This is a genomic window from Algoriphagus boseongensis (assembly GCF_004362805.1).
Classification (GTDB): Bacteria; Bacteroidota; Bacteroidia; order Cytophagales; family Cyclobacteriaceae; genus Algoriphagus; species Algoriphagus boseongensis.
Map to the genome: position 1 here is coordinate 41,132 of NZ_SNYF01000011.1, position 24,010 is coordinate 65,141.

General features: G+C 40.3%; 25 protein-coding genes, 1 tRNA gene and 1 riboswitch. Of the genes, 6 read left to right on the top strand and 20 right to left on the bottom strand.

What is annotated here, in order from left to right:
* Positions 1 to 38 precede the first annotated feature (38 nt).
* On the top strand, positions 39 to 833 hold the full coding sequence (locus tag DFQ04_RS17570) for an SDR family NAD(P)-dependent oxidoreductase (RefSeq protein ID WP_133558319.1): 795 nt from the start codon (positions 39 to 41) through the stop codon (positions 831 to 833).
* Positions 834 to 874: 41 nt separating this feature from the next.
* On the opposite strand, the gene DFQ04_RS17575 is transcribed toward DFQ04_RS17570, so the two are convergent.
* The 5 genes from DFQ04_RS17575 to DFQ04_RS17595 form a co-directional block, all read right to left on the bottom strand.
* A complete protein-coding gene (locus DFQ04_RS17575; protein WP_133558321.1) occupies positions 875 to 2,206 on the bottom strand; it encodes a GntP family permease in 1,332 nt (443 codons plus the stop codon).
* Positions 2,207 to 2,394: 188 nt separating this feature from the next.
* Positions 2,395 to 3,561, bottom strand: coding sequence for a trans-sulfuration enzyme family protein (locus tag DFQ04_RS17580; RefSeq protein WP_133558323.1), 1,167 nt, complete (start codon positions 3,559 to 3,561; stop codon positions 2,395 to 2,397).
* Positions 3,562 to 3,660: 99 nt separating this feature from the next.
* A riboswitch (SAM riboswitch) is annotated at positions 3,661 to 3,765 on the bottom strand.
* Between the two features lie 61 nt (positions 3,766 to 3,826).
* Positions 3,827 to 4,387, bottom strand: coding sequence for an aminoacyl-tRNA hydrolase (gene pth / locus DFQ04_RS17585; protein ID WP_133558325.1), 561 nt, complete (start codon positions 4,385 to 4,387; stop codon positions 3,827 to 3,829).
* A gap of 78 nt (positions 4,388 to 4,465) precedes the next feature.
* The gene (locus DFQ04_RS17590; protein ID WP_133558327.1) at positions 4,466 to 5,038 is read right to left on the bottom strand and encodes a 50S ribosomal protein L25/general stress protein Ctc; all 573 of its coding nucleotides are present in this window, start codon (positions 5,036 to 5,038) and stop codon (positions 4,466 to 4,468) included.
* 28 nt (positions 5,039 to 5,066) lie between these two features.
* Complete coding sequence (locus DFQ04_RS17595) at positions 5,067 to 5,993, bottom strand: ribose-phosphate pyrophosphokinase (RefSeq protein ID WP_133558329.1); 927 nt, start codon at positions 5,991 to 5,993, stop codon at positions 5,067 to 5,069.
* Between the two features lie 273 nt (positions 5,994 to 6,266).
* On the opposite strand from DFQ04_RS17595, the gene DFQ04_RS17600 reads away from it, so the two are divergent.
* The gene (locus DFQ04_RS17600) at positions 6,267 to 8,981 is read left to right on the top strand and encodes a M14 family metallopeptidase (RefSeq protein ID WP_133558331.1); all 2,715 of its coding nucleotides are present in this window, start codon (positions 6,267 to 6,269) and stop codon (positions 8,979 to 8,981) included.
* Positions 8,982 to 9,048: 67 nt separating this feature from the next.
* Here the strand turns inward: DFQ04_RS17600 and DFQ04_RS17605 are convergent, their stop codons facing one another.
* Entirely contained in the window at positions 9,049 to 9,915 is an 867-nt protein-coding gene (locus tag DFQ04_RS17605) for a dienelactone hydrolase family protein (RefSeq protein ID WP_133558333.1), read from the bottom strand.
* Between the two features lie 82 nt (positions 9,916 to 9,997).
* On the opposite strand from DFQ04_RS17605, the gene DFQ04_RS17610 reads away from it, so the two are divergent.
* On the top strand, positions 9,998 to 10,732 hold the full coding sequence (locus tag DFQ04_RS17610) for an EcsC family protein (protein ID WP_133558335.1): 735 nt from the start codon (positions 9,998 to 10,000) through the stop codon (positions 10,730 to 10,732).
* A 33-nt stretch (positions 10,733 to 10,765) separates the two neighbouring features.
* On the opposite strand, the gene DFQ04_RS17615 is transcribed toward DFQ04_RS17610, so the two are convergent.
* Positions 10,766 to 10,838 (bottom strand) — tRNA-Gln (locus DFQ04_RS17615).
* Between the two features lie 267 nt (positions 10,839 to 11,105).
* Between DFQ04_RS17615 and DFQ04_RS17620 the strand changes: the two genes are divergently transcribed.
* Positions 11,106 to 11,390 carry a hypothetical protein gene (locus DFQ04_RS17620; RefSeq protein WP_317129614.1) on the top strand — a complete coding sequence of 95 codons (285 nt, stop codon included), beginning with the start codon at positions 11,106 to 11,108 and terminating at the stop codon, positions 11,388 to 11,390.
* 75 nt (positions 11,391 to 11,465) lie between these two features.
* On the opposite strand, the gene rplI is transcribed toward DFQ04_RS17620, so the two are convergent.
* The 4 genes from rplI to DFQ04_RS17640 form a co-directional block, all read right to left on the bottom strand.
* Complete coding sequence (gene rplI, locus DFQ04_RS17625) at positions 11,466 to 11,909, bottom strand: 50S ribosomal protein L9 (RefSeq protein WP_133558337.1); 444 nt, start codon at positions 11,907 to 11,909, stop codon at positions 11,466 to 11,468.
* A gap of 39 nt (positions 11,910 to 11,948) precedes the next feature.
* Positions 11,949 to 12,200 carry a 30S ribosomal protein S18 gene (rpsR, locus tag DFQ04_RS17630; RefSeq protein WP_026953421.1) on the bottom strand — a complete coding sequence of 84 codons (252 nt, stop codon included), beginning with the start codon at positions 12,198 to 12,200 and terminating at the stop codon, positions 11,949 to 11,951.
* Positions 12,200 to 12,568, bottom strand: a complete 369-nt coding sequence (gene rpsF, locus DFQ04_RS17635; protein WP_133558339.1) for a 30S ribosomal protein S6 — start codon at positions 12,566 to 12,568, stop codon at positions 12,200 to 12,202. The genes rpsR and rpsF overlap by 1 nt, the downstream gene beginning before the upstream one ends.
* A gap of 149 nt (positions 12,569 to 12,717) precedes the next feature.
* The gene (locus tag DFQ04_RS17640; RefSeq protein ID WP_133558341.1) at positions 12,718 to 13,647 is read right to left on the bottom strand and encodes a hypothetical protein; all 930 of its coding nucleotides are present in this window, start codon (positions 13,645 to 13,647) and stop codon (positions 12,718 to 12,720) included.
* A 26-nt stretch (positions 13,648 to 13,673) separates the two neighbouring features.
* On the opposite strand from DFQ04_RS17640, the gene DFQ04_RS17645 reads away from it, so the two are divergent.
* Entirely contained in the window at positions 13,674 to 14,264 is a 591-nt protein-coding gene (locus tag DFQ04_RS17645) for a class I SAM-dependent methyltransferase (RefSeq protein ID WP_133558343.1), read from the top strand.
* On the opposite strand, the gene DFQ04_RS17650 is transcribed toward DFQ04_RS17645, so the two are convergent.
* Positions 14,253 to 15,008: an O-methyltransferase gene (locus tag DFQ04_RS17650; RefSeq protein WP_243739713.1), complete on the bottom strand. Its 756-nt coding sequence runs from the start codon at positions 15,006 to 15,008 to the stop codon at positions 14,253 to 14,255. The genes DFQ04_RS17645 and DFQ04_RS17650 overlap by 12 nt on opposite strands.
* Positions 15,009 to 15,033: 25 nt before the next feature.
* Complete coding sequence (gene apaG, locus DFQ04_RS17655) at positions 15,034 to 15,420, bottom strand: Co2+/Mg2+ efflux protein ApaG (protein ID WP_133558457.1); 387 nt, start codon at positions 15,418 to 15,420, stop codon at positions 15,034 to 15,036.
* A gap of 63 nt (positions 15,421 to 15,483) precedes the next feature.
* Here apaG and ung point away from each other — a divergent pair, with 63 nt between their 5' ends.
* Positions 15,484 to 16,146: a uracil-DNA glycosylase gene (ung, locus tag DFQ04_RS17660; RefSeq protein ID WP_133558347.1), complete on the top strand. Its 663-nt coding sequence runs from the start codon at positions 15,484 to 15,486 to the stop codon at positions 16,144 to 16,146.
* A gap of 28 nt (positions 16,147 to 16,174) precedes the next feature.
* Here the strand turns inward: ung and lepB are convergent, their stop codons facing one another.
* From lepB to DFQ04_RS17695, 7 genes are all read right to left on the bottom strand, one after another.
* On the bottom strand, positions 16,175 to 17,257 hold the full coding sequence (lepB, locus tag DFQ04_RS17665) for a signal peptidase I (RefSeq protein ID WP_133558349.1): 1,083 nt from the start codon (positions 17,255 to 17,257) through the stop codon (positions 16,175 to 16,177).
* 13 nt (positions 17,258 to 17,270) lie between these two features.
* A complete protein-coding gene (gene dapB / locus DFQ04_RS17670; RefSeq protein WP_133558351.1) occupies positions 17,271 to 17,993 on the bottom strand; it encodes a 4-hydroxy-tetrahydrodipicolinate reductase in 723 nt (240 codons plus the stop codon).
* Positions 17,993 to 18,604: a DUF5683 domain-containing protein gene (locus DFQ04_RS17675; RefSeq protein WP_243739714.1), complete on the bottom strand. Its 612-nt coding sequence runs from the start codon at positions 18,602 to 18,604 to the stop codon at positions 17,993 to 17,995. The genes dapB and DFQ04_RS17675 overlap by 1 nt, the downstream gene beginning before the upstream one ends.
* A gap of 2 nt (positions 18,605 to 18,606) precedes the next feature.
* Positions 18,607 to 19,518, bottom strand: a complete 912-nt coding sequence (locus DFQ04_RS17680; protein ID WP_133558353.1) for a ParB/RepB/Spo0J family partition protein — start codon at positions 19,516 to 19,518, stop codon at positions 18,607 to 18,609.
* Between the two features lie 4 nt (positions 19,519 to 19,522).
* Complete coding sequence (locus tag DFQ04_RS17685) at positions 19,523 to 20,305, bottom strand: ParA family protein (RefSeq protein ID WP_133558355.1); 783 nt, start codon at positions 20,303 to 20,305, stop codon at positions 19,523 to 19,525.
* 200 nt (positions 20,306 to 20,505) lie between these two features.
* The gene (gene yidC / locus DFQ04_RS17690; protein WP_133558357.1) at positions 20,506 to 22,302 is read right to left on the bottom strand and encodes a membrane protein insertase YidC; all 1,797 of its coding nucleotides are present in this window, start codon (positions 22,300 to 22,302) and stop codon (positions 20,506 to 20,508) included.
* Positions 22,303 to 22,340: 38 nt separating this feature from the next.
* A complete protein-coding gene (locus DFQ04_RS17695; RefSeq protein WP_133558359.1) occupies positions 22,341 to 23,957 on the bottom strand; it encodes a CTP synthase in 1,617 nt (538 codons plus the stop codon).
* Between the last annotated feature and the right edge of the window lie 53 nt (positions 23,958 to 24,010).

Here is a 24,010-nt window from a genome sequence, read left to right on the forward strand (position 1 = left end):
TTTTAAAATTTTAAACTACTTATAAAAACCTACAACCTATGTCTGCTTTAGATTTCAACCAATTACCCGGAATTTCAATTTTTTCACTAAAAGGAAAATCTGCGATTATCACAGGAGGTACCAAAGGACTTGGATTAGCAATGGCAGCAGGATTAGCTTCTGCTGGCGCAAATGTTATGCTGGTCAGCAGAAATGCAGCAGAGGGTGAGGAATCAGCCAAAGAGATATCTTCAAGGTATGGAGTCAAAGCGCTGACTTTTTCAGCCGATGTCAGCGATAAAAGCCAGATGGAAACCATGGCCAAAACTGCCAAACAGGAATTTGGTGGCATCGATATTTTGATCAATTCAGCTGGAATTAACATTCGTGGGGCCATAGACGAACTCAGTGAGGAGGACTTCACCAAGGTAATGGACGTCAATGTAACCGGAACTTGGTTGGCTTCTCGGGCGGTAACCCCTTACATGAAGGAGAAAAATAAAGGAGCGATTATCAACCTTGCAAGTACGCTTGGCTTAGTTGGATTGGCTAATCGGACACCCTACGCATCTAGCAAAGGTGCAGTAGTTCAAATGACCAGGGCCTTGGCTTTGGAGTTGGCTCCTTGGAATATTAATGTTAATGCGATTTGCCCGGGCCCATTTTTGACGGAAATGAATTTACCAATAGCAGATACCGAAGAAGGAAAAAAGTTTGTGGTAGGAGCTACGGCCTTGGGAAGATGGGGAGAACTAAAGGAAATTCAGGGAGCTGCTATTTTTCTCGCCTCAGATGCAGGAAGCTATATGGTGGGTTCTATGCTTACCGTGGATGGTGGCTGGACTGCTAGATAAGTCTTTTTTCTTGACTCAAGAACCCCTTCCCTTCCAAATTTCTAAGCCACAATCAGACTTAGGATATAAATCAATACAATAGAAGTAACTCCAGCGATGATTGTACCGAGGCTATGGGATAGGTTTCCCTGCTTGGTGGTCATCCCTGAAAGCTGAGTTACTACCCAAAATCCACTGTCATTGGCGTGGGAAATAGCCAAGGCTCCAGCACCGATGGCAACAGTGGTAAATACCTTCATGGTTTCAGAATCCAAGCCCAAAGGGCCCATAATCGGAGCAATTATGGAAGCCGTGGTAATCATGGCTACGGTAGTTGAACCTTGGGCTGTTTTCAAAGCAAAAGCAATTAGGAAGGGTAGAAAAATTCCCCAATTCGCATCACTCATCGTGGAAGTGACCAGATCACCTACTCCGGAATTTTGCAGCATTTTCCCAAAAACAGCTCCAGCGCCTGTTATCAATATCACAGGTGCAGCAAGTAAAATAGATTCTCCAATCCAACCCGAAGAGGAAAGCAACTTACGATCGAATTTTTTGGGAAGCGTAAATGAAAGTATAGCTCCAATTAAGAGTGCGATAACTGGTGTACCAATAAATTGAATGGCCTTAACGACAGATCCCTCGCCCATTGGTTTGGATGGATAATTGGCAATCGAGGCGAGAATGATTAAAAAGAGAGGGACAAGAACTGGAAGTAAAGAAGAAAAGAAGGAGGGTCTTTCTTTTGGAGAAAGTGTCTTTTCCTCAGTGATCAATTGAGGTGTTAATGGAATTTTGCTCACCCAGCGGTTTACAAAAAAGATTAAGGGGATCAAGGTGATCAGGGATACCAAACCTCCATAAAATATCACACGTCCCAAATCCGCTCCCAAAATACCTGCAGCAGCAATTGGTCCTGGGGTAGGTGGAACGAGGGAATGGCTTGCCATAGCTCCTAAGGATACTGCAATAATGGTTGCCGCATAGGAGATTTTGCTTTTTGCTGAAAGAGATTTGGCTATCGGGTTCATCATGATGATCGTGCTGTCTCCAAAAACTGGAATGGAAAGCACCCAACTGCTGACCATGAGCGATAAATTCACCGATTTTTCCCCAACCCATTTCAGGACTTTTTCCGCGATCACCATGGCACCACCGGTTTTTTCCAAAAAAGTACCCAAAATGATTCCTAGAAGAATTAATAGTCCGACACTTCCCATTACCCCACCAAATCCCTCTGAGATGGATTTGACGATGAGATCTGCTGGCATTCGCATCATCAGGCCATAAAGAATTGCTCCCACGAAAAGCGCTAAAAATGGGTGAATATCAAACTTGATAATCGCAACCAGGATAATAGCCAAGGCTATCAGGATAATTAGGAAAGTCAGCATTTTGGGTCAATTGGATTACAAAAGGGCATTCCAAAAATCTTTTCGGAAAAGGGAAAGTAAAAAATTATGGAAAATTTAGGGAAAAGAAAGCCCTCCGGTGGAAAAGTTGGTTTTCGGTCTTCTATAAAAGATAAATCCCGACCAAAACTATGGTTTGGGCCGGGATAAGAATTTGGAAATTTGAATTCTTACTTGGATTTAGAAATTGCCTGCTCTACATCTTTTATAATATCATCCACATGTTCAAGTCCAACAGAAAGTCGGATCAAACCATCTGCAATGCCAACTTTAGCACGCTCTTCAGATGATAGCTTGCTATGGGTGGTGGAGGCTGGGTGAGTGATAATACTTCTGCTGTCTCCCAGATTGGCCGTTACAGAAATCATTTGAAGTTGGTCAATGAAACGCTTGGCACGATCAGCACCACCTTTTAAAGTAAGGGTGATGATTCCTCCTCCGGCCTTCATTTGCTTAACTGCCAAATGGTGCTGAGGATGAGACTTGAGAAATGGATATTTTACCGCTTCCAACTCTGGATTTCCCTCGAAATAAGTAGCTACTTTCAACGCGTTTTCACAATGTCTGTCCATTCTTACAGCCAAGGTTTCCATGCTTTTAGATAAAATCCAGGCATTAAAAGGAGAAATCGATGGCCCTGTATGGCGGGTGAAAAACTGAACTTCTTTAATCAGTTCTTTCTTCCCTAAAATCAAACCACCCAAGACTCTTCCCTGACCGTCAATGTATTTTGTTGCACTATGGGTGACGATATGTGCCCCCCATTTCGCTGGCTGCTGCAAATAAGGCGAAGCAAAACAATTGTCCACAACTAGGATAAGGTTATGAGCTTCGGCAAATTTTCCCGCCCATTCCAGATCGATTATTTCCAAACCCGGATTGGATGGGGTTTCAATAAACAGCATTTTGGTGTTGGGCTGAACTAATTTGTCCCAATTTTCATAATCGAAGATATCTCCGTAGGTGGAGGAAATGCCCCATTTCGGAAATACTCTGGTCAAAAGCTGATGCGTTGACCCAAAAAGTGATCTTGAGGCCAATACATGATCTCCTTGCTGTAACAAGGAGGCGAGGCTTCCAAACATTGCTGCCATTCCGGATGCAGTGGCAATTCCGTCTTGGGTTCCCTCTGCAGCGCAGACTTTTTCGATCAGGTCTGAAGAATTAGGATTGGCGTATCGGGAATAAATATTGCCCTGAATTTCGTCTGCAAACATGGCTCTAGCTTCTTCTGCAGAATCGAAAGTAAAACTGGAGGTTAAGAAAATGGGAGAGGAGTGTTCCCGCTCGTTGGTTCTGGATTGGATTCGGATCGAATCGGTTTCGAAGTGACTCATGGTTCGCTGGTTTGGAAAGAGTTTTTTACAGGGACTTTTAAAGAGTTTTCCCTTTTGCAGCATTTGAACCAGTAAAGTGGGGTAGAAATATTTTACGCCAATTTATAGTTCCCGCAGAGGGTAGGAATTGGCACCTTTCTCCTTGGCTGGGGATGGTTGCCAGAGGGTCAATGAGCCTAGTCTCTCGCCTCTTCTTTATAAATCAGTCTCCTGAAGTGGTACAAAGAAAGAAGGAGATTCGGGTATTTCCAAATCTCCTTCAAAATCAATCGTTGAATTGCGTCATAGTTTGGGCTATTCCTATGGTGCAAAAGCCATAGATCATGTCAATGGCCTTGTCCATTATGGTAGGTAGCTCGTCAAATTCCTGCTGGGTAAATCTTCCCAAGACATAATCCACCTGTCTACCTTTTGGGAAATTATCTCCAATTCCCATTCTCAATCTTGGATAATCCTGTCCTCCAGTAAGTGCCTCAATATTTTTAAGTCCATTGTGACCGGCCGCACTTCCTTTTGCTCTCATCCGCAATTTTCCAAAGGGAATGGCAACCTCGTCCACAATTACCAAAATATTTTCCTTGGGGATATTGAGTTCTTTCATCCAATAGTTAACTGCCTTTCCACTTAAGTTCATGTAAGTGGTGGGTTTGATCAGGTGAATCGCTCTCCCTTTGTACTTGATTTCGGTTTTAAAGGCCAATCGATCACTTTTCCATTGAGCGCCTTCTTTGTCTGCTAATCGGTCCACAGTCAGAAAGCCGATATTATGCCGGGTTAGCTCATATTCTGGACCAATGTTGCCCAGTCCAACGATCAGATATTTCATGATAGAAAATTCAGGATGTTCGAAAATAAAAAATCCTGCCTTTTGATGGGCAGGATTTTAGTGCGAATGCAATTCGGATTATTCCGCTTTCTTGCCTCTAAGTGCTCTTGGAATACCAATAGTCACGATAGAAACATTAGGGGAAGTCAAAATTTCATAACCTTCAGGCTGCAATTCTCCAACTTTGAAAGACTTGCCCAAATCCAGAGTGGAAATGTTTACAGGTACATAATCAGGAAGGTTTTTAGCCAATCCTTTTACTTTAAGTCTTCTGGTTTTAAACTCCAGTTTACCACCTTTTGCCAAACCTGGTGAGCTACCTTCGATTTTCACTGGAATTTCGAATTTGATTGGCTTGTCATCAGTAAAGGCCATGAAGTCAGCATGAAGCAATACTTCACTTACTGGGTGGAATTGTGCTTCCTTCAATACAGCAGTGATGATTGTACCTTCGATGTTCAACTCGACCAAGTGAACTTCAGGAGTGTAAATCAAATCTCTGAAAAGGATAGCAGGAGATGAGAAATGAATTTGTTCAGGGATACCTGGACCGTAAACCACGCAGGGAACATTGCCAGAATCTCTGATCTCATTCAAAGAGGCACTGTCGAGATTTGCTCTTTTAAACCCTATAATCTCTAGTGTTTTCATGTGTATTTGTTTTTAAAATTGGTTCTTTTTATATGAACAGAGAACTGATTGAAGTATTTCCTGTCACGGCATGAATCGCTTTTCCAAACAATTCTGCGACAGTTAAAACTCTGATTTTTGGAGAGGTTTGCTTTAGGGCAATGGTGTCAGTGATTACCAACTCTTCCAAAACTGAATTCTCAATGTTTTCATAAGCTTTTCCGGAAAGAACTCCGTGCGTCACGATAGCCCTTACAGAATTAGCTCCTTTTTCGGTGATGATCTGAGCTGCCTTGCAAAGTGTTCCTGCAGTATCAACCAAGTCATCTACTAAAATCACATCTTTTCCCTCCACGTCTCCAATCACTTGCATGGATGCGACTTCGTTGGCTCTTTTTCTGTGCTTATCACAGACGACCATTTCTACTTCGAAATGCTTGGCGAAAGATCTGGCTCTTGCTACACCCCCAACATCTGGAGCTGCGAAAATCATATCTTTAAGCTTAAGCGTGCTCAAATAGGGTGCAAAAATAGCAGATCCGTTCAAATGATCCAACGGAATATCGAAAAAACCCTGAATTTGTCCCGCATGCAAGTCACATGTCATGATCCGATCGGCTCCTGCAGAAGTTAACATGTTGGCAATCAGCTTAGCAGCAATGGAAACTCGCGGTCTGTCTTTTCTGTCTTGTCTGGCGTATCCAAAATAGGGGATTACTGCGCAAACTTTGTAGGCACTAGCTCGCTTAGCTGCGTCAATCATGAGGCAAAGCTCAAGAATATTGTCGCTAGGGGCGTTGGTGCTTTGGATGATGAAAACAGTACAGCCTCGAATAGACTCATCAAAACTTGGGGACATTTCTCCGTCACTAAATTTGGACATCGTAAGCTCTCCAAGCTTTTTTCCATAGCTCTTGGCTATTTTCTCTGCTAGTTTTTCGTTGCTGGTGCCTGCAAATATTTTAACTTCTGACATGTTGGGAATCTGGATTTTGGAGGGATTGATACAGATTGAATAGAAAAACAAAAGTAATGATTTTTGAAGGATGGGCTAATTCTGGCAAGCTCATCCTGGATTTTCTTCAAGAAATTTCTTTCAAAGAGAAGAATCCCAAATTGAATGCTTTGAATCTCCGATCCTGTAATTTTCATCGCCTCCATCACTTTTTGAAAAGGAATCAGCGCTGTTTCAGATATTTTAGAGAAATAGATTCGTATTTTAAAAAGTCTAACCAATCCACCTTCCTTCATGAAGAAAAAAATACTATTTGGGTTTCTGGCTTTTTTCAGCCTGCTCACAGCATTTGCCCAAACTATTCCCACGCCAAAGTCCCATTTCGGATTTGATATTGGTGATCCTTACATGCTCGCCAATTTCACTCAAACTGAAGCCTATTTTAAGAAAGTAGCCGAAGCTTCTGATCGAGTCCAATACACCAGTATCGGACAGACAGAATTCGGAAAAGAACAGCCTATGCTGATCATTACTTCTCCGAAAAATTTCCCACAACTAGAGAAGTACAAAGAGATTTCTCAAAAACTTGGTCGGGCAGAAATTACCCAAGAAGAAGCTAAAGCCTTATCCAAAGATGGAAAGCCTATAGTTTGGATCGATGGGGGTCTTCATGCCAGTGAGGTGGTAGGTGCTCAACAATTGATTGAAACCCTTTATCAATTAGCTTCCAGAAATGATGAGGAGACTTTAAAGATCCTCGATGAGGTAATTATTCTTTTGGTTCATGTCAATCCTGACGGCATGGAAATCATGTCCAATTGGTACATGATGAGTGAGGATAAAAACAAAAGAAATAAAAACATTCCCGTGCTTTACCAAAAGTATGTTGGGCATGATAATAACCGGGATTTCTACATGAACAACATGAAGGAATCTGCCAATATCTCTGTTCAGCAATATGTGGAATGGCTTCCTCAGATCATTTATAACCATCACCAAAGCGGTCCATCAGGTACTGTAGTTGCTGGACCTCCCTATAGAGATCCTTTTAATCATGTTTTTGACCCTTTGATTATCACCAGCCTTGATGCGGTCGGTGCAGCAATGATTAATCGACTGCATGTCGAGGACAAGCCTGGCTACACGAGATTGGATGGATCGGTATTTTCCACTTGGTGGAATGGAGGTTTGAGGACTACTCCATATTACCACAACATGATCGGGATTTTGACCGAAATCGTAGGGGACCCTTCTCCATTTTCGATTCCTTTGGTTCCAGATCGTTTGATCCCAACCAATGGCACTCCTTACCCGGTGACTCCTGGCCCTTGGCCTTTTAGAAGGTCAATCGAGTATTCGGTTTCTTTGAATTATGCCATTTTGAATCATGCCGTAAGACATGGGGATGAATTGCTGTACAATTTCTATTTGATGGGGAAAAATTCCATTGATAGAGGAAATGCCAATACTTGGACGCGTTATCCAAAATATGCGCAAGCAATCCAGGATGAGTTTGACGCTTCCAGAGGTAAAAAAGAAGGTGATGATCCTGAAATGGCAAGCTTTGGATTCCGCTCAGGATTACCACTTCAGTTTTATGATTCGGTTTACAAGGATCCAAGCAAAAGAGATCCAAGAGGATATATTTTGTCAGCAGACCAACCTGACTTTTCCACTGCAATCAAGTTTCTTAATGCTTTGATCAAGTCAGGTGTTTTGGTTCACAAAGCTTCTTCTGACTTTACAGTTGATGGAAAGTCCTATCCAAAAGGTTCATATATCGTAAAAACTGCCCAGTCCTTCCGTCCCCATGTTTTGGATATGTTTGAGCCTCAGGATCACCCGAATGATTTTCTTTATCCAGGAGGACCTCCTGTCCGTCCTTATGACGCTGCTGGTTGGACCCTTGCTTATCAGATGGGGATTGAATTTGACCGCATCTTAGAAGGGTTTGATGGTCCTTTCGTGCGGGTAGCTTATGGTCAATTACTTGCTCCTGAATCTACTTCTCTTCCTTCGGGGTCGGGTTATTTGTTGGATGCAAGAGCGAATGACTCTTTTATGGTAGTCAATGATTTGCTGAAGGCAAAAGTTAAAGTTTATAGAACTTCATCTCCTTCCAATGGACTTCCTGTTGGATCTTTCTATGTTCCTTCTTCAGGTAAAAAAGTCTTAGAATCAGCCGCAAAGAACTATGGGACCAAAGTGATTGCCTCTAGCCAGCCAAAAGACGCCAAAGAAATCAAGCCTTCCAGAATTGCTTTGTACGATTATTATGGAGGTTCAATGCCTTCTGGTTGGGTAAGATGGTTGATGGAGCAATTTCATTTTGACTATCAGTTGATCTTCCCACAAGAAATTGATGCAGGTAATTTGAATGCAAAGTATGACGTCATCCTCTTTATCGGTCCTGGAGTACCAGGAGGTGGTGGAGGTTATGGTGGAGGTTCTCAACCTAAGAAGGAGGAGATTCCAGCTGAATATCACGCTATGATTGGAAGGATGTCTATGGATAAATCCATTCCTCAATTGAAGGATTTTCTTGAAAAAGGAGGGGAGATTGTGACTGTCGGTGCTGCGACTTCTTTGGCTTACCACTTGAATCTACCGGTATCTAATGCTTTGGTGGAAATTATTGATGGAAAAGAAAGATCCTTGCCGGGAGATAAATATTACATCCCTGGAAGTATTCTAGAAATGCATGTTGACAATTCAGCCTCTACCAACTTTGGAATGAAAGAAACTGCCATGGTACTCTTTAACAATAGCCCGGTGTTTAAATTAGCTCCAGAGGCTGGTTTACAAGGAGTAAAACCTTTGGCATGGTTTGGCACTGAACCTCCTTTGAAGAGTGGTTGGGCTTGGGGTCAGCAATACCTTAAAAATGGGGTAACAGCATTTGAAGCTCCTGTAGGAAAAGGAAAGCTTTATGCTTTTGGTCCTGAGATTACGTTTAGAGGTCAGTCTCACGGAACATTTAAAATGCTTTTCAATAATCTTTATCAGTAATATCAGTTAAAAAAGAAAAGATCGCCCCATTGCTGAGGCGATCTTTTTTTATTTGCCTTCGGCGAAATTACTCTCCAAATTTTTCTCTGAGATATTCGATTGCCATTCCGTAGGCCTCTTTACTCGCTGCCTCATCATATTTTGGATTGCTTGGATTTGAAAATCCATGAACTGCTGGGAAAATTTTGTAAGTCAGTTTCTTGCCAGCCTGATTCATTTTGTCAGCAAAATCCTTGATGACCTCCTCAGAAATGTATTGCTCAGTAGCAAACAAGCCCAATACGTCAGAATTAAGCGTCTTCAGCTTTTCAACATCCCGAACAGGCATTCCATAATACATTACCGAGCCGATGGTTTGATTGCCATTTAAAAGTGCAGATTTCAAAGACCATGATCCTCCGAAGCACCAGCCAACGTTGGCAATTTTTGCGTTGGTTCCAGCTAGATTTTTCGCTCCAGCTACAATACTTTCAAGTCTTTCTTCTTTGACAGATTGCATAAATTGACCTGCTTCCTGAGGATTCGAGGTCACTTTGCCGTCGTACATATCCAAAGCGATGACATTTACCTTTCCGCCCAAGTCATCATAGAAGACCTCGGCTTGTTGCTTGATGTGATCATTTAGTCCCCACCATTCCTGATAGACAAACAACCATTGGTTTGAAGGTCCGTTTGCTTTGATGAGATATCCTTTTGCCGTACCTCCATCTGGAGTAGGGAAATCAGTCATTTCACCTTTTCCAATGAATTCAAATTCTACTGGTGAAGGGTGGAATGAAGCAAAGCCAGGTGCATTCACGAATTGTGCCATGTCATCTGAAGGAGTATGGCAAACCGTGATGGAGGCAAATGGGTCTATGGATTCTGGCTTATTTTCTAAAAAGAAAAAGCCAAATCCGCTAAGAAGCAAAATAGAAAAGATTGCTTTATACATTGTTTGTAGGATTTAAGGTTGAATCATTGGGATAAACAGGAAATTACACATTAAGTTTAATTGAAGCTTATAAAAATGCTGAATGGATAATTACCCCAACTATGTGGAAGCCGAATTGATGGTTTGGTTGTTAAAAATGAAAAAACCTCCCGGACTTTGGAGTAGGTTGACTCACGGAACGCAGCAAAAGATCAATTCAATCATTCCTGAGAAGGTTCACAAAGCAATTTCTGTTGCCATTGAAAATATGGTAAAGGCGGTTTTGACGGGTTCAAGTTGGATTATCCCAAAAACTAAAGGAGAAATCTCATTTAAGGAAAGAGAAGATCGAGTTAGAAAAAGAATCAAGTGGTATCGGAATACTGCTTCGGTAGAAGGTGGACTTACCGGAGCCGGCGGGATTTTGCTCGGACTAGCGGATTTTCCTGCGTTTCTCACCATTAAGGTGAAAATGCTTTTTGATATTGCAGCCCTTTACGGAATTGATACAAAGGATTATCAGGAAAGACTCTTTTTATTGTATGTTTTTCAATTGGCATTTTCCAGTCAGACAAGGAGGAATGAGCTCATAGGATTGATAGAAAATTGGGAAAGTTTCAGGACTGAACTTCCGGATAGCTTGGATCAATTTGACTGGAAAACGTTTCAACTAGACTACCGAGATTACATTGATCTTGCAAAACTTGCTCAATTAGTGCCGATTATCGGTGCTCCGGTTGGAGCTATTGCTAATTATAGGCTTACGGAGCATTTGGGGGAATTTGCAATGAATTCCTATAGACTTCGACTTTGGAAAGCCGAATCAAAAAAGTCTTGAAATAAAAAAGCCTTCCAATTTGGAAGGCTTTTGTTGATCCACTAGGGCTCGAACCTAGACTCTTCTGAACCAAAATCAGACGTGTTGCCAGTTACACCATGGATCAATTTGTTAAAGAATCTCTTTAGATTCTTTTAAAGTGTCACAAAGGTAGAGTTATGGTGTTTTTTTTCCAAACCCTTCACCAAACAATTTTTTGAGGATTGTATAAAATGCTTGAACTCAGTAAGAAATTTTTAACTGGCTTTCTGGATGAAATTTTATCTCAAAGGGGAGAGGATTGCTAAAATTATAGGTTCGAAATCGATTGAAATTTGCTGTTTTTATAAAAATAACCTGTCTATGTTGATAAAATGAAAAAAAATGTCTTGTTTTGATTAATATTTTGAAAACTAACCTTAAAAATTATTCTGCTATGAACGTAGAAAAGATGGAAAAAGTGATTCCAAGCGTAGTTGAAAAGCTGGAAAAAATTAAGCAAACAGAATTAGCTTCTGAGCTTAGCTGGTGCTGGGTGAGCTTTAAAAATGACAGTAATCCAGTTGGACTTATTGAAAAAAGTGGTAAAGCACTAGCTGCTTTTGCTGAAGCGAGAGAGAAAAATGCGAAGGCAGTTGCTAAGAAATTGGTTGAAGATTTCGAAAAAGCCTTAGCTTAATTCATTCAAACCAATTCAAAAAGAAAGGCCCATGAATATTAATTCACGGGCCTTTTCTATGATTTATTGTGTAGATTATTCTCCAACAACAACAAACTTAACTTTAGTTTTTACTTCTCTGTGAAGATCTACATCAGCAGTGAATTCGCCTGCACCTTCAACTGGTACAGTGATAGCGATTTTCTTTCTGTCAATGTCAATTCCTTGAGCAGCTAGTGCGTCAGAAATCTGAAGTGTGGTCACTTTACCGAAGATTTTTCCTGAATCACCAATTTTGGCTTTGATTTCAAGAGTAAGTTCAGCAAGTTTTGCTGCTACGTTCTCAGCTTCAGTCTTGATCTTTTCAGCTTTGTGAGCCGCTTGCTTGATGTTTTCAGCAAGGATTTTCTTGTTTGAGCCTGTAGCCAAAACTGCATAGCCTTGAGGGATTAGGTAGTTACGGCCATATCCTGGCTTTACGTCTACCAAATCATTTTTATAGCCAAGACCTTTGATGTCTGTTTTTAATATGATTTCCATTTGTAATGATCTTTTGTGATTGAACGATACAAGACCGAATTATTTCAAACCATCGGTTACGAATGGCAACAAAGCCAAATGTCTTGCTTTTTTGATAGCCTGAGCTACTTTTCTCTGGTATTTCGCAGAGTTACCGGTAAGTCTTCTTGGAAGGATTTTACCTTGCTCATTGACGAATTTCAAAAGGAAGTTTGGATCCTTGTAGTCGATATACTTGATACCATGCTTCTTGAAACGGCAATATTTCTTCTTGATTTCGCCTCTGTTGATAGGTTCGTTTACTAGTGTCATTAGGCTTGCTCCTCCTTAGCTTCAACTTTTTTGTTAAATTCTCCTTTTCTTCTTCTCTCTGCATAAACAATAGCATGCTTATCAAGAGCGGTAGTAAGGAATCTCATTACTTTTTCGTCACGTCTGAACTCAAGTTCAAACTTTCTGATAACTGTTGGATCGGCTTTGAACTCAACTAGTACATAGAAACCGGTAGTCTTTTTGTCGATGGTGTAAGCCATCTTCTTTAGACCCCAATTTTCCACATTGATTACATCTGCCCCCTCTTCTTTTAACAAGTTCACAAACTTGTCGACAGTATCCTTCATCTGAATCTCAGACAAAACGGGAGTTAAAATGAATACCGTCTCGTAACTTCTTTGGAACATTTTTTTTAATGTGTTTAAGGAATTTGAATAAACAGACCGCAAAAGTAGAGGATTATCGCCTTTATTCCAAACAGTTCCAGAAAACAAAACTCCAAGGCCATAAAAAAAGACCTCTTTTGGAGGTCTTTTAAAAATTGGAGCTAGAAGGTTTATTTCACCGTGAAGGTTTTGGTTCCTGCTGGATAATTATCCACGAAAACTTTTACCGTATGGGTTCCAGATGCGTAGTCAGATCCTTTTTCGTAGTAGAAGGTCAATTCTTGATTGGTGTTGTCGAAGATTAGGTCTTGCTTTACTGTATAAAATTGCTCCTGACCATTGATCATAAAGGTACCAGAGCCTTTAGCGACATCGAAAATAGGTTGGTTTTTAGCGTCAAGAATCTGAACATAAATATTTCTTGGGCCTTTTTCAGCTACTTTATTGTCAGCTAAGTTGAAGCTTACTTTCAATCTTTCGATTTGTCTGTTTCTGAAATCTTTGGTGGTTTCTACTCTTTCTTTCCCTCTAGAATTCACAGCGGCAATATTGATATTCTCAGCTTTAAGCATAGATGCTACATCCACTTTGGCCTGAAGATCCTGTTTTTGGATATTGAGTTGAGCGACTTCTTCTTCAATTTCAGCTTGAGTAGTTTTTAGATCTTGATTTTCAGCAAAAAGCTGTTGGTTTGCTGCTCTCAATTCCAAAATCTCTTGATCTTTCTGAGCGATCAGATTATTCAAGTTGTTGATTCTGTTGTTCAAATTAGCAATTTCAGCTGCTGAACGCTGTCTATTTTGATTTCTTTCAGCAATCATCTGATCGCGAACTGCTTCCAATGCTTTGACATCACCTCCGAGTTTCTCGATTTCTTTGATTCGGAGATCAAGTTGATAGGTTACTGAATCAAGACGTTGGTTGAGTTCATTGTTTTCGGTGGAAAGCAATAAGATCTCTTCAGTTTTTTTAGTGCGGTCAACATAATCAGTGTAAAGTTTAATACCACTGATAATGACCAAAAGTACCAAAACAATAATGATGATATTTTTGCTTTGATCTTTTTTAGGATTAGAATCCTTTTCGAAATTGGTGTTCATTTTAAATTTAATTAAGGGCTTACGACATGGTTGATTTAGACGAAAACTTTTGGACCAGCAGGTATGAACAAGGCTATACTGGATGGGACATCGGCTCCGTCTCCACACCCATTTATCAATATCTTTGCCAAATTGAAAATAAGAATATCAAGTTACTCGTTCCAGGTGCCGGTAATGCCCATGAAATAAAAGCAGCATGGGAATTGGGATTCAGAAACGTGTTTTTGCTGGATATTTCAGAAATTCCAATTAATAATTTTTTAGAAAAGAATCCTGATTTTCCAGAATCTCAAACGTTCCATCAGGATTTTTTCAGTCACAATGGACGATATGATTTGATTTTGGAGCAAACTTTTTTCTGTGCCCTGGATCCAAATCTTAGAAATAAATATGCCAGCAAAATGCATGAATTGCTTAACCCTGAAGGAAAGTTGGTTGGGGTATTATTCAATAGAATTTTTCAAAATCCTGGACCTCCCTTTGGAGGGTCAGAAAAGGAATATCGGACATACTTTGATCCATTTTTTAAATACAATACCTACGAAGAATGTAAGAATTCAATTCCTGCCCGAGCTGGTTCCGAATGGTGGATTAATCTTCAAAAATCAACAAGATAAAATCAGATGGCTTTTGGGTCCGGGATTTTCAAAAAACACGATACCACATTCGAAGAAATCAAAGGTTAGTCTTACTTCAGGCGATTTTTTTACTTGTTCCCAAGCTTTTTCCATCTCTTTACTCCAGTGAATATCACCAAGGGCAAAGATGCTTTTCGAATGAGCCCTTTCTTTTAAAAAATTGAAATAGGAAATAGTCCCTTCATACGTGTGAGTTGCATCAATCAATGCAAAATCCACGGATGCAGTATTTTTCAAAAATTCTGGAAGAGTCGATTCAATAGGGCCAATATGAAATTCAATGTTTTTGGGTAAAGGGTCTTGTTGAGCTATTTTTAAAATTTCCTCCGATCCTTCAAATGAATATACTTTTCCCGATGTTGATTTAGCAAGATATCTCGTGCTGATTCCCATGCAGGTGCCCAATTCGATTACAGTAGTGTTTGGAGTTAGTCCACAAAAGAACTGGTAAATCTGAGCATATTTTGATGAACTGGTGGAGTATTTTGTAATGGATTTTATGCTTCGAACTGGTTGTGGAACCTTTTTAGAACCGGCACCTAAATCAAGGACTTCAATTGAATCTGAACTGGTTAACAGGGTTTTTCTAAAAGACTCTATTTCTGGATCACCTAGTTTATTGTCTTTTAAAAAATTTAAAAGGCTGGAATAAATGGTATAAACAAAAGGCGATTGTTGGGAATATTGATCTTCCTTTTGAAGCCAGTAGTTTAAGAAAGCCAAGAATAAATCGACTTTTCCCGCCAAATTAATTGTGGAAGAAATTCGCGATTAATTGAAATTCTGGAATTGCGACTTGGATTTGCTTGCCATCGTAGACCTTTTCCATCAGGTAAGATCCTTTCATTTTTCCAAGTCCTGATTTCAAGTTGCAGCCCGAAACATAGGTATGTGATTCACCCGGTTCCAAAATAGGTTGCTGGCCCACGACTCCCATTCCTTCAACAATTTTTGTACTTTCGGCAGCATCAAAAATTTCCCATTTTCTGGAAATAAGTTGAAAAGTATGCTGACTTTTATTTTCAATAGTCACCCGATAGGTAAATACAAAATGGTGCTGATGAGGATTGGAAAACTCAGCCTGGTAGGTAACTTCTACACTTACCTGGATTCCTTCTGTAACTGCTGTAACCATAGAATGAATCATATTTTACAAAGTAAAGTACAATTTCCGAATAATAAATTGTAAAAATTAATAATGGACGTTAAAATTGAAGATAGTTGGAAGAATGCTTTAATCGATGTTTTTTCCCAAGATTTTTTCCATCAACTGGTAACTTTCGTTAAAGACGAATATAGTACTCAACAGGTTTTCCCTCCAGGAAAAGAAATTTTTAACGCCTTTTGGCACTGTCCCTTGGATAAAGTTAAGGTAGTGATTTTGGGGCAAGATCCTTACCATGGCCCCGGGCAGGCCCATGGACTTTCGTTTTCTGTGAAGCCTGGAATTCCTTTTCCGCCCAGTCTTTTAAATATTTTCAAAGAAATCAAGCAGGACCTAGGGAAGGACATGCCGCCAAATGGGGACCTGTCCAGCTGGGCGGATCAGGGAGTGTTTCTACTCAATGCCACCTTGACAGTACGAGCTCATCAAGCTGGGTCTCATCAAAATAAAGGTTGGGAGATTTTTACAGATAAAGTGATTCAGACTATCAGCGCTTCCCGAGAGCAAGTGGTTTTTTTGCTGTGGGGAGCTTATGCTCAAAAAAAAGCGGAATTGATTGACTCATCTAAGCATTTGATTTTGAAAGCTCCTCACCCAAGTCCTTTGTCTGCCCATAGAGGATTTTTAGGTTGTGGGCATTTCTCAAAAGCAAATCAGTACTTGGAGTCAAAAGGTTTAGAACCTATCAAATGGTAAAAAAAAGGCCCTTTTCGGGCCTTTTGCTTTATTCAATTCCTTTGAAGAATCTGTTCCATCGAATTTTATTGAACATGGATTCGTATTTATCCAGTGAGAGCCACAGGAACCAGGCCTTTCCTACCACATGGTCCTCTGGCACAAAACCCCAATATCTTGAATCAAGAGAATCGTGTCTATTATCGCCCATCATGAAATAGTAATCTTGCTTAAAGGTGTACTGATCTACTTTTTGCCCATCAATGAACAGCTGTCCATCACGTACCTCCACTGATTCGTGGCCTTCATATTTTTCAATGGTAAAGGCATATTTGATCACATTCTCAGGGGTCATTTCCATAGTTTGATCCTTACCTGGAATTAACAAGGGGCCATAATTATCTCTATTCCAAACTACTCCCATTCCTTGAGGGAAGAGTTCAGGCCCTTGTTCTCTTTCTCCTTCAGTATAAATTCTTTTGGTAATTGAAGTGACTACAGGGGAAGATTTTAATCGTTCCACCATTTGGTCAGTAGCATAGATCAAATAGCCCGCCCCATTGGCAAATGCATAGAAACTTTCTGGATTGATTCCATAGTCAGCAAAGAATTCTGCAGTCAATGGTCTATTACTAATCAGGTCGTAGGAATATTGCATTTCCTCAGGTTTTGGTGAAGCCTGCCCATTTACAAATAGTTCTCCTTTTTTAATCTCAATTACGTCTCCTGGGATTCCAACTGCTCGTTTGATATAGTTAGTTTTTAGGTCATTAGGATATTGAAATTCAACAGGGTAGTTGAAAACAACCACGTCATACCTTTCAATTTTACTCAAACCGGGAAGTCTGTAATATGGCAATTGAATCGCATCTGAATAAGATGGGATTTCAGTTCCCCAAATCTTCTGGTGTGTTAAAGGCACCTGAAGTGGTGTCTTAGGAATTCTGGTTCCGTAATGCATCTTGCTCACAAACAAAAAGTCTCCTACTAAAAGAGATTTTTCCATGGAAGCAGTCGGAATAGTAAAAGGCTCAAGAAGTAACCATCGGATTAAACTGGCTGCAACGACTGCAAAAACCAAGGCATCAACCCATTCCCTTGCCGGGGATTTTTTATTTTTTGCTTTACTCATTTTTCAAATTTGATCAAAAGGAAAGAAAATCGTTCATTGAAAGTACGCCTTTTTTGTTTTTTATCCACTCAGCCACCAAAACTGCGCCAAGGGCAAATCCCATTCTGCTATGTGCGGTGTGGGAAATTTCAATGGTGTCAATATCAGAGGAATAAGTAATAATATGTGTTCCAGGCGCTGGATCAATTCGTTTGGAAGTGATCGGGACTGACTGTTCGGAATCGGCCATTTGTCCGGTTAAATTCCATTGAGTTTTAACATCCAAATTCTGGATTATTCCCTCGGCCAAAGTAATCGCGGTCCCGGAAGGAGCATCTTTTTTCTGGGTATGATGAATTTCCTCGATAGCCACTTGATATCCAGAAGTTTCATTCATCAACTTGGCCAAAAATTCATTCACTTTAAAGAAGATATTGACCCCGATGCTATAATTAGAGGCATAAAAGAATGCTCCGTTTTTCTCTTGCGTCAATTTGCTCACTTCAGGCAAGTGTTCCAGCCATCCGGTTGTCCCGGAGACTACTGGAATTCCCCTTTCGATAGCCCAAGTGATATTTCCCAAAGCGGATTCAGGTTGGCTGAATTCAATCACCACATCTACGTCGGCAGGGTTGATTTTTTCAAGCTCAGAGATGTTTTCTAAGTTGATTTTTCCGGCAAGGAAATGGCCTCGGGATTCTGCGATTTCCCCGATAATTTTTCCCATTTTTCCGTAGCCGAGAAGTAAAATATTCATTATTTAAATTGAAGTTTTAAAGAAAGTCCCACAAGATTATTTGATGCGGAAAAAGATTCCAAACTAGGTTCTATTTTAAGTGCCAAGTCATCGCTGATATCAAAACCGGACAAGTGCGCATCGACATTCGCATCGATGATATTTAATGCATAGATTCCGAATAAAAGCAAAATAGTAAAGTCCCTGTTTTGTCTCCAGTAATCCACATTTCTCACTAAGGCATCCCTGTTTAGGGAAGGAAATTGGGAATTGTCACCTTCATCGAAGGCATTGAGTGCATCGATAAAGGTTTGATATCTCTTGTTATTGTATCCGATGAAGTAGATGTCTGTCATAAATCCTGCATAAAGGATGGGTACTTTCCATGCCTTTCCATTGTATACTTGACCTGCTCCAGGTAAAACTGCCGAAAGGATGGTAGCTTTTCTTGGGTTTTTAGGAAGACTAGAGTAATCAATCTTCTTTTTTGGGGTTTCGGTTTGAGTTACCTGAGGAGGATTTTGAGTTTGGGAAAAGCCCGGCAACGTCCAGAAAATGGACAAAAGCAAAAGCCCCATGAGAATCCACGGGGTCTTTTGTTTTCCAAGAGTATGGAAGCCGTTGAATTTCAAGTTTAGATGAGTTCGAGGATTTCTAGAATCCTGTTGAGATCTGAGGCTGAATTAAAAGGGATTTTGATTTCACCCTTATTTCTGTCGTTTGATTTGAGAGCTACCTTGGTTCCGAAATGAGAAGCCAGCCTCTGCTGGATTTTGTTCATTTCGTATTTCCTTACCGGGTCAAGTCCAGGGGATTTTTCTTCCTTTTTAGATTTGCCTTCATTCAAGGATTTAACCAAAGCTTCTACTTTTCTTACGCTGAGTTCTTCTTCTACAGCTTTTTTGAAAATGGAAAGTTGCTTTTCCACATTTTCCACATTGATCAAGGCTCTCGCATGACCCATTGAAATTTGCTGGTCACGGATGGCTGCTTGAATAGTGGGAGGGAGCTTAAGTAAACGCAGGTAATTATTTACGGTAGTCCGGTTTTTCCCAACTCTATCTCCCAATTCCTCTTGCTTCAAATTACATTCTGCAAGAAGTCTTTGGTAGGAATGGGCGATTTCCAGGGCGTTTAGATTTTCTCTTTGGATGTTTTCGATCAATGCCATTTCCAGCATTTGCTGGTCATTGGCAGTTCGGACATAAGCAGGGATCTGCTTTAATCCGGCAATTTTAGAGGCTTGAAAACGTCTTTCTCCAGAAATCAATTGATATTCATTGGGAGCAAGCTTGCGAACTGTAATGGGTTGAATTATTCCTTGCACTCGAATGGACTCTGCCAATTCCTCTAGCGCGTCCTTGTCAAAATGAGTTCTGGGCTGGAAGGGGTTAACCTGAATCTCTTCTAGAGAAATTTCAAAAATTCCAGCTTTTGATACTTCAGGTAGAATTTCGTCTGATTTTCCCTTGGCAGGACTGTCCTGCAAAAGAGCCCCAAGCCCTCTTCCTAATACGCTTTTTTTGTTGGGTTTTGAATCAGACATAATTTCAATTGTTCACTTTTTGGAATCCATTTTTTTGAGCGATTTCTCCTGCCAAATTAAGATAGGCTATCGCACCTTTTCCTTCTGCGTCAAAAGCAATCGCAGGCATTCCAAAACTCGGTGCTTCCGAAAGCCTAACGTTTCTAGGGATAATCGTATCAAAAACCATGTTTTTGAAGTGGATCTTCACTTCTTCTACCACTTGATTGGAAAGACGAAGACGCACATCGTACATGGTTAACAAAATGCCCTCAATTTCCAATTCGGGGTTGAGGCGAGTTTGAATAATCTTGATGGTATTCAATAATTTTCCCAAACCCTCTAATGCGAAATATTCACATTGAACTGGAATAATAACCGAATTGGCCGCAGTAAGGGCATTGATGGTAATCAGTCCAAGTGAAGGGGAGCAATCGATAATGATAAAATCGTAATCTTCCTTTACAGGACTGATTACCTCCTTCATCTTTTCTTCCCTATTGTCCATATTGATCATTTCCACTTCAGCACCTACCAAATCAATGTGGGAGGGTACTAGGTCTAGATGATCAATATTTGTTTTGTGGATGATATCTTTCACAGGAATGTTTTCCACCATGCATTCGTAGATGCTAGTTTCTACCGACTTGGGATCATGTCCCAAACCAGAAGTTGTGTTTGCCTGCGGGTCGGCGTCGATCACCAGAGTTTTATACTCCAGGATCGCCAAACTCGCGGCAAGATTCATTGCAGTGGTAGTTTTTCCAACCCCGCCTTTTTGGTTGGCGATGGCAATAATTTTTCCCATGTTAATTCAAAGGGTATTTGGACTTCAATATTAAACAAATTCAGGTCTTTTCCTTGGTATACCTGACCTTTTTTTGGGTACCCCTAGGAGTGAAAAAAGGTTAAAAAACTGTAAATCAGAAAGGAATAGATTTGTTGAAAATTCTTTTCAGTCAGTTTATGGCAAAAAACAAGGAGCTCCGAAAAGCTCCCTGTTTAATCTTACTTCTTCTTGTTGGCATCTGCGGCTTTCATCGCATCTTCCAATCTTTGCTGAAATTTTGACTTCTTTTTGTTGACGTTCTTAGCCTTATTCTCTTCTACTTTCTGACGGATTTTCGTGTCGTCTACGAATAATTTGATCAAAGCTTGTTGACCAAATGTGAACACGTTGGAAACGAAATAGTAGAAACTCAAACCTGCCGGATAGGAGTTAAGGATGAACATAAACATCACTGGCATGATGTAGCCCAAGTTTTTCATTGGACCTGTAGCCGTTGTCAATTGATTATTAAAGTGTGTGTAAATAATCTGAGAAACAGTCATCAATAAGGTGAACAAACTGACATGAGATCCATAAAAAGGAATGGTAAATGGCAGCTTGAAAAATTCATCGTAGGTGGAAAGGTCTTTCGCCCAAAGGAAGGATTCCTGTCTCAGTTCTATCGAATTAGGGAAAAAGAAGAACATCGCAAACAAGAATGGCATCTGAAGCAAAAGCGGCAAACAGCCTGAAATTGGGCTCACTCCAAGTTGAGAGAAGAGCTTCATTTGTTCCTGTTGCATCTTGGTAGGATCATCTCCGAATTTTTCCTTGAGTTCATCGATTTCCGGCTTGATTACTCTCATTTTGGCCATGCCGATGTAGGACTTATAGGTCAGTGGAGATAGCGCAAGCTTGATCAGGAAGACAATGATGATAATAATGATTCCATAGTTGCTGAAGTATTTTTCCAGAAACTCAAACAGGTGAACAACAATGTATTTGTTAACCCAGCTAACAAAGAAATATCCCATGTCCACATTCTTCTCGAATCCTTCAGTGACCTTTTTGAGGGTTTTGTATTTGTCTGGGCCGAAATAGAAGGAGTAGGCTGATTTTCCATTTTCAACAGGTACGGAGAAAGATGCGCCCATTGTTCGTACAATTGAGCTGTCAGCCGGTGTGCTTTGGGTAAGATTTACATTTTTGAAATCATTTTCAGCAATAATTCCAGCGGTGAAAAAGCGCTGACTAAAGCCAATCCACTTTACTGGTTCGGTAACTGCTGCTTCTTCCGTATCATCGCTTACACCAAGGTTTTCATAGGTTCCAGAAGTCAGGTAGTAATTGACTTGAGATTTTCTTCTGGACTCTGCAAGATCTTTTTCCTGTGCTTTTACTTGGTCGGTCCAAGAAAGTTTTACCTCATTGCCGGTAAATACTCCTTGATAGTTCTCGATTTCGAAACTTTTCTTTACGACATATTCTCCGTCATTGAGAGTAAAAGTCTGCTTGATTGCACCAGATTCGGTTTGGGCAGTAAAAGTCAATTCATGGATTGTCCCTTCCTCACCTGGAGTAGAATTTAGCGATGGAGTGAAGTAGAAATCGGTTAGATTAAATTCTCCAAATCTTGTAGTGATGGATTCGGAAAGATTTGAGCTTTCTTCACTTAGTAAAAGGAGAGGTTCTCCTTTCCAACTTTCATATTCCTTTAATTGAACTTCTTTAATTGCAGCTCCTTTGGTGGAGAAAGTGATTTTCACTTGCTCATTTTCCAAAACCACAACTTTTGCTTCTCCAACAGTTAAAGGAGCCAAAACCCCAAACTTGGAAGCTCGAAGGGAATCCACCAATTCAATTGGAGTCTCTACAACTGCAGAACTTCCGTCAATGGCTGAAGAAATAGACTCCTGTTCTGTTTGAGCTTGATTTTCATCCACAACAGGGGTTTCAGGTCCTGAAGCGAAAAAAATCGAATAAATTAAAATGACCGCCGCAAATAAAATCAGTCCGGTCGCTTGGTTTCTATCCATAAGTATACTTGTGATCCCAACTAAAATGGGATGTTAGTTTATTTCAATTTGTTCTCGATCGCAGCTTGAATGAATTTCACAAAAAGTGGCTGTGGATTTAGCACAGTACTTTTGTATTCTGGATGAAACTGAACGCCAACAAACCATGGATGGTTTTTGATTTCAATAATTTCTACCAAACCTGTTTCAGGGTTTTTCCCGGTAGCAATCATTCCTTTGGCTTCAATACTTTCCAGATACGCATTGTTGAATTCATATCTATGTCTATGGCGCTCCTGAATTTTTGACTTACCATAGGCAGCATAAGCTTTGCTTGATTTTTTGAGCTCGCAAGCATACGAACCCAAACGCATAGTTCCACCCATTTGATCGATTTTCTTTTGCTCTTCCATCAAAGCGATCACTGGGTGAGGGGTTTTTGGATCCATTTCAGTGGAGTTTGCTCCCTCAAGTCCGACTACATTTCTAGCGAATTCGATAACGGCTACCTGCATTCCCAAACAGATTCCAAAGAATGGAATATTATTGGTTCGGGCATATTTTACTGTTTCGATTTTTCCTTCAAAACCTCTTTCTCCAAATCCCGGGGCAACTAAAATCCCATCCAATTCTGAGAGTTTTGATTTTACATTGTCCACATTCAATTCCTCAGAGGAAATGAGTTTAAGATTGACCTGACATTCAACTGATGCTCCGGCATGGGTAAACGACTCAATAATCGATTTGTAAGAATCTGGAAGAGATACATATTTACCGATCAATCCTATGGTTACTTCCTGGGTTGGATTTTTAAGTTTGCCCAAAAAATCCTTCCAGTTTTCAAGGTCCGTATTGGTTTTGGAGGGAAGCTTCAATTTACTTAATACTCGCTCGTCCAATTTTTCCTTTTTCATCAAAAGCGGAACATCATAGATCGATTCCGCGTCCATTGCTTCAATTACGCTGTTCAATTGAACGTTGCAGAAAAGAGCCAATTTCTTTTTCACTTCTTGGGGAAGATGGTGCTCTGTACGACAAACTAGAATATCAGGCTGAATACCTGCTTCCAACAATTGTTTTACTGAATGCTGGGTAGGTTTTGTTTTAAGTTCTTTGGCGGCCTTTAAGTAGGGAATCAAAGTCAGATGAATTACTAGAAAATTACCTGGGCCTAGATCCCATCTGGCTTGACGGACTGCTTCGATAAATGGTAAAGATTCAATATCACCTACGCATCCTCCGATTTCAGTGATGACTACATCAAATTTTCCTTCCTGTCCTAGTTTGTAAAAATTACTCTTGATTTCATCCGTAATGTGAGGAATGACCTGAACGGTTTTGCCAAGAAATTCTCCTTTTCTCTCTTTGGTAATTACGTTGTTGTAAATTCTACCAGTAGTGATGTTATTGCTTTGAGAAGTAGGGACATTGAGAAAACGCTCGTAATGTCCTAGATCTAAGTCAGTTTCAGCTCCATCTTCAGTCACATAGCATTCCCCATGTTCGTAGGGATTGAGTGTTCCCGGATCAATATTTAAATAGGGATCAAACTTTTGGATGGTAACACTGAAACCTCTGGATTGCAGGAGTTTCCCTAAAGAAGCGGCGATGATTCCTTTACCTAAGGATGAGGTAACACCTCCGGTGATGAAAATGTACTTGGTGGATGGGGCCATAAGAAACTAGGCGGAGCTGATTTTTGGTTGGATTCTTATGGGATTCAAAATTA

Excerpts from the sequence above, each read along its gene's own strand:
- DFQ04_RS17570 (WP_133558319.1), top strand. The coding sequence starts at position 39 with ATGTCTGCTTTAGATTTCAACCAATTACCCGGAATTTCAATTTTTTCA.
- DFQ04_RS17575 (WP_133558321.1), bottom strand. The coding sequence starts at position 2,206 with ATGCTGACTTTCCTAATTATCCTGATAGCCTTGGCTATTATCCTGGTT.
- DFQ04_RS17580 (WP_133558323.1), bottom strand. The coding sequence starts at position 3,561 with ATGAGTCACTTCGAAACCGATTCGATCCGAATCCAATCCAGAACCAAC.
- pth (WP_133558325.1), bottom strand. The coding sequence starts at position 4,387 with ATGAAATATCTGATCGTTGGACTGGGCAACATTGGTCCAGAATATGAG.
- DFQ04_RS17590 (WP_133558327.1), bottom strand. The coding sequence starts at position 5,038 with ATGAAAACACTAGAGATTATAGGGTTTAAAAGAGCAAATCTCGACAGT.
- DFQ04_RS17595 (WP_133558329.1), bottom strand. The coding sequence starts at position 5,993 with ATGTCAGAAGTTAAAATATTTGCAGGCACCAGCAACGAAAAACTAGCA.
- DFQ04_RS17600 (WP_133558331.1), top strand. The coding sequence starts at position 6,267 with ATGAAGAAAAAAATACTATTTGGGTTTCTGGCTTTTTTCAGCCTGCTC.
- DFQ04_RS17605 (WP_133558333.1), bottom strand. The coding sequence starts at position 9,915 with ATGTATAAAGCAATCTTTTCTATTTTGCTTCTTAGCGGATTTGGCTTT.
- DFQ04_RS17610 (WP_133558335.1), top strand. The coding sequence starts at position 9,998 with ATGGATAATTACCCCAACTATGTGGAAGCCGAATTGATGGTTTGGTTG.
- rplI (WP_133558337.1), bottom strand. The coding sequence starts at position 11,909 with ATGGAAATCATATTAAAAACAGACATCAAAGGTCTTGGCTATAAAAAT.
- rpsR (WP_026953421.1), bottom strand. The coding sequence starts at position 12,200 with ATGACACTAGTAAACGAACCTATCAACAGAGGCGAAATCAAGAAGAAA.
- rpsF (WP_133558339.1), bottom strand. The coding sequence starts at position 12,568 with ATGTTCCAAAGAAGTTACGAGACGGTATTCATTTTAACTCCCGTTTTG.
- DFQ04_RS17640 (WP_133558341.1), bottom strand. The coding sequence starts at position 13,647 with ATGAACACCAATTTCGAAAAGGATTCTAATCCTAAAAAAGATCAAAGC.
- DFQ04_RS17645 (WP_133558343.1), top strand. The coding sequence starts at position 13,674 with ATGGTTGATTTAGACGAAAACTTTTGGACCAGCAGGTATGAACAAGGC.
- apaG (WP_133558457.1), bottom strand. The coding sequence starts at position 15,420 with ATGGTTACAGCAGTTACAGAAGGAATCCAGGTAAGTGTAGAAGTTACC.
- ung (WP_133558347.1), top strand. The coding sequence starts at position 15,484 with ATGGACGTTAAAATTGAAGATAGTTGGAAGAATGCTTTAATCGATGTT.
- lepB (WP_133558349.1), bottom strand. The coding sequence starts at position 17,257 with ATGAGTAAAGCAAAAAATAAAAAATCCCCGGCAAGGGAATGGGTTGAT.
- dapB (WP_133558351.1), bottom strand. The coding sequence starts at position 17,993 with ATGAATATTTTACTTCTCGGCTACGGAAAAATGGGAAAAATTATCGGG.
- DFQ04_RS17680 (WP_133558353.1), bottom strand. The coding sequence starts at position 19,518 with ATGTCTGATTCAAAACCCAACAAAAAAAGCGTATTAGGAAGAGGGCTT.
- DFQ04_RS17685 (WP_133558355.1), bottom strand. The coding sequence starts at position 20,305 with ATGGGAAAAATTATTGCCATCGCCAACCAAAAAGGCGGGGTTGGAAAA.
- yidC (WP_133558357.1), bottom strand. The coding sequence starts at position 22,302 with ATGGATAGAAACCAAGCGACCGGACTGATTTTATTTGCGGCGGTCATT.
- DFQ04_RS17695 (WP_133558359.1), bottom strand. The coding sequence starts at position 23,957 with ATGGCCCCATCCACCAAGTACATTTTCATCACCGGAGGTGTTACCTCA.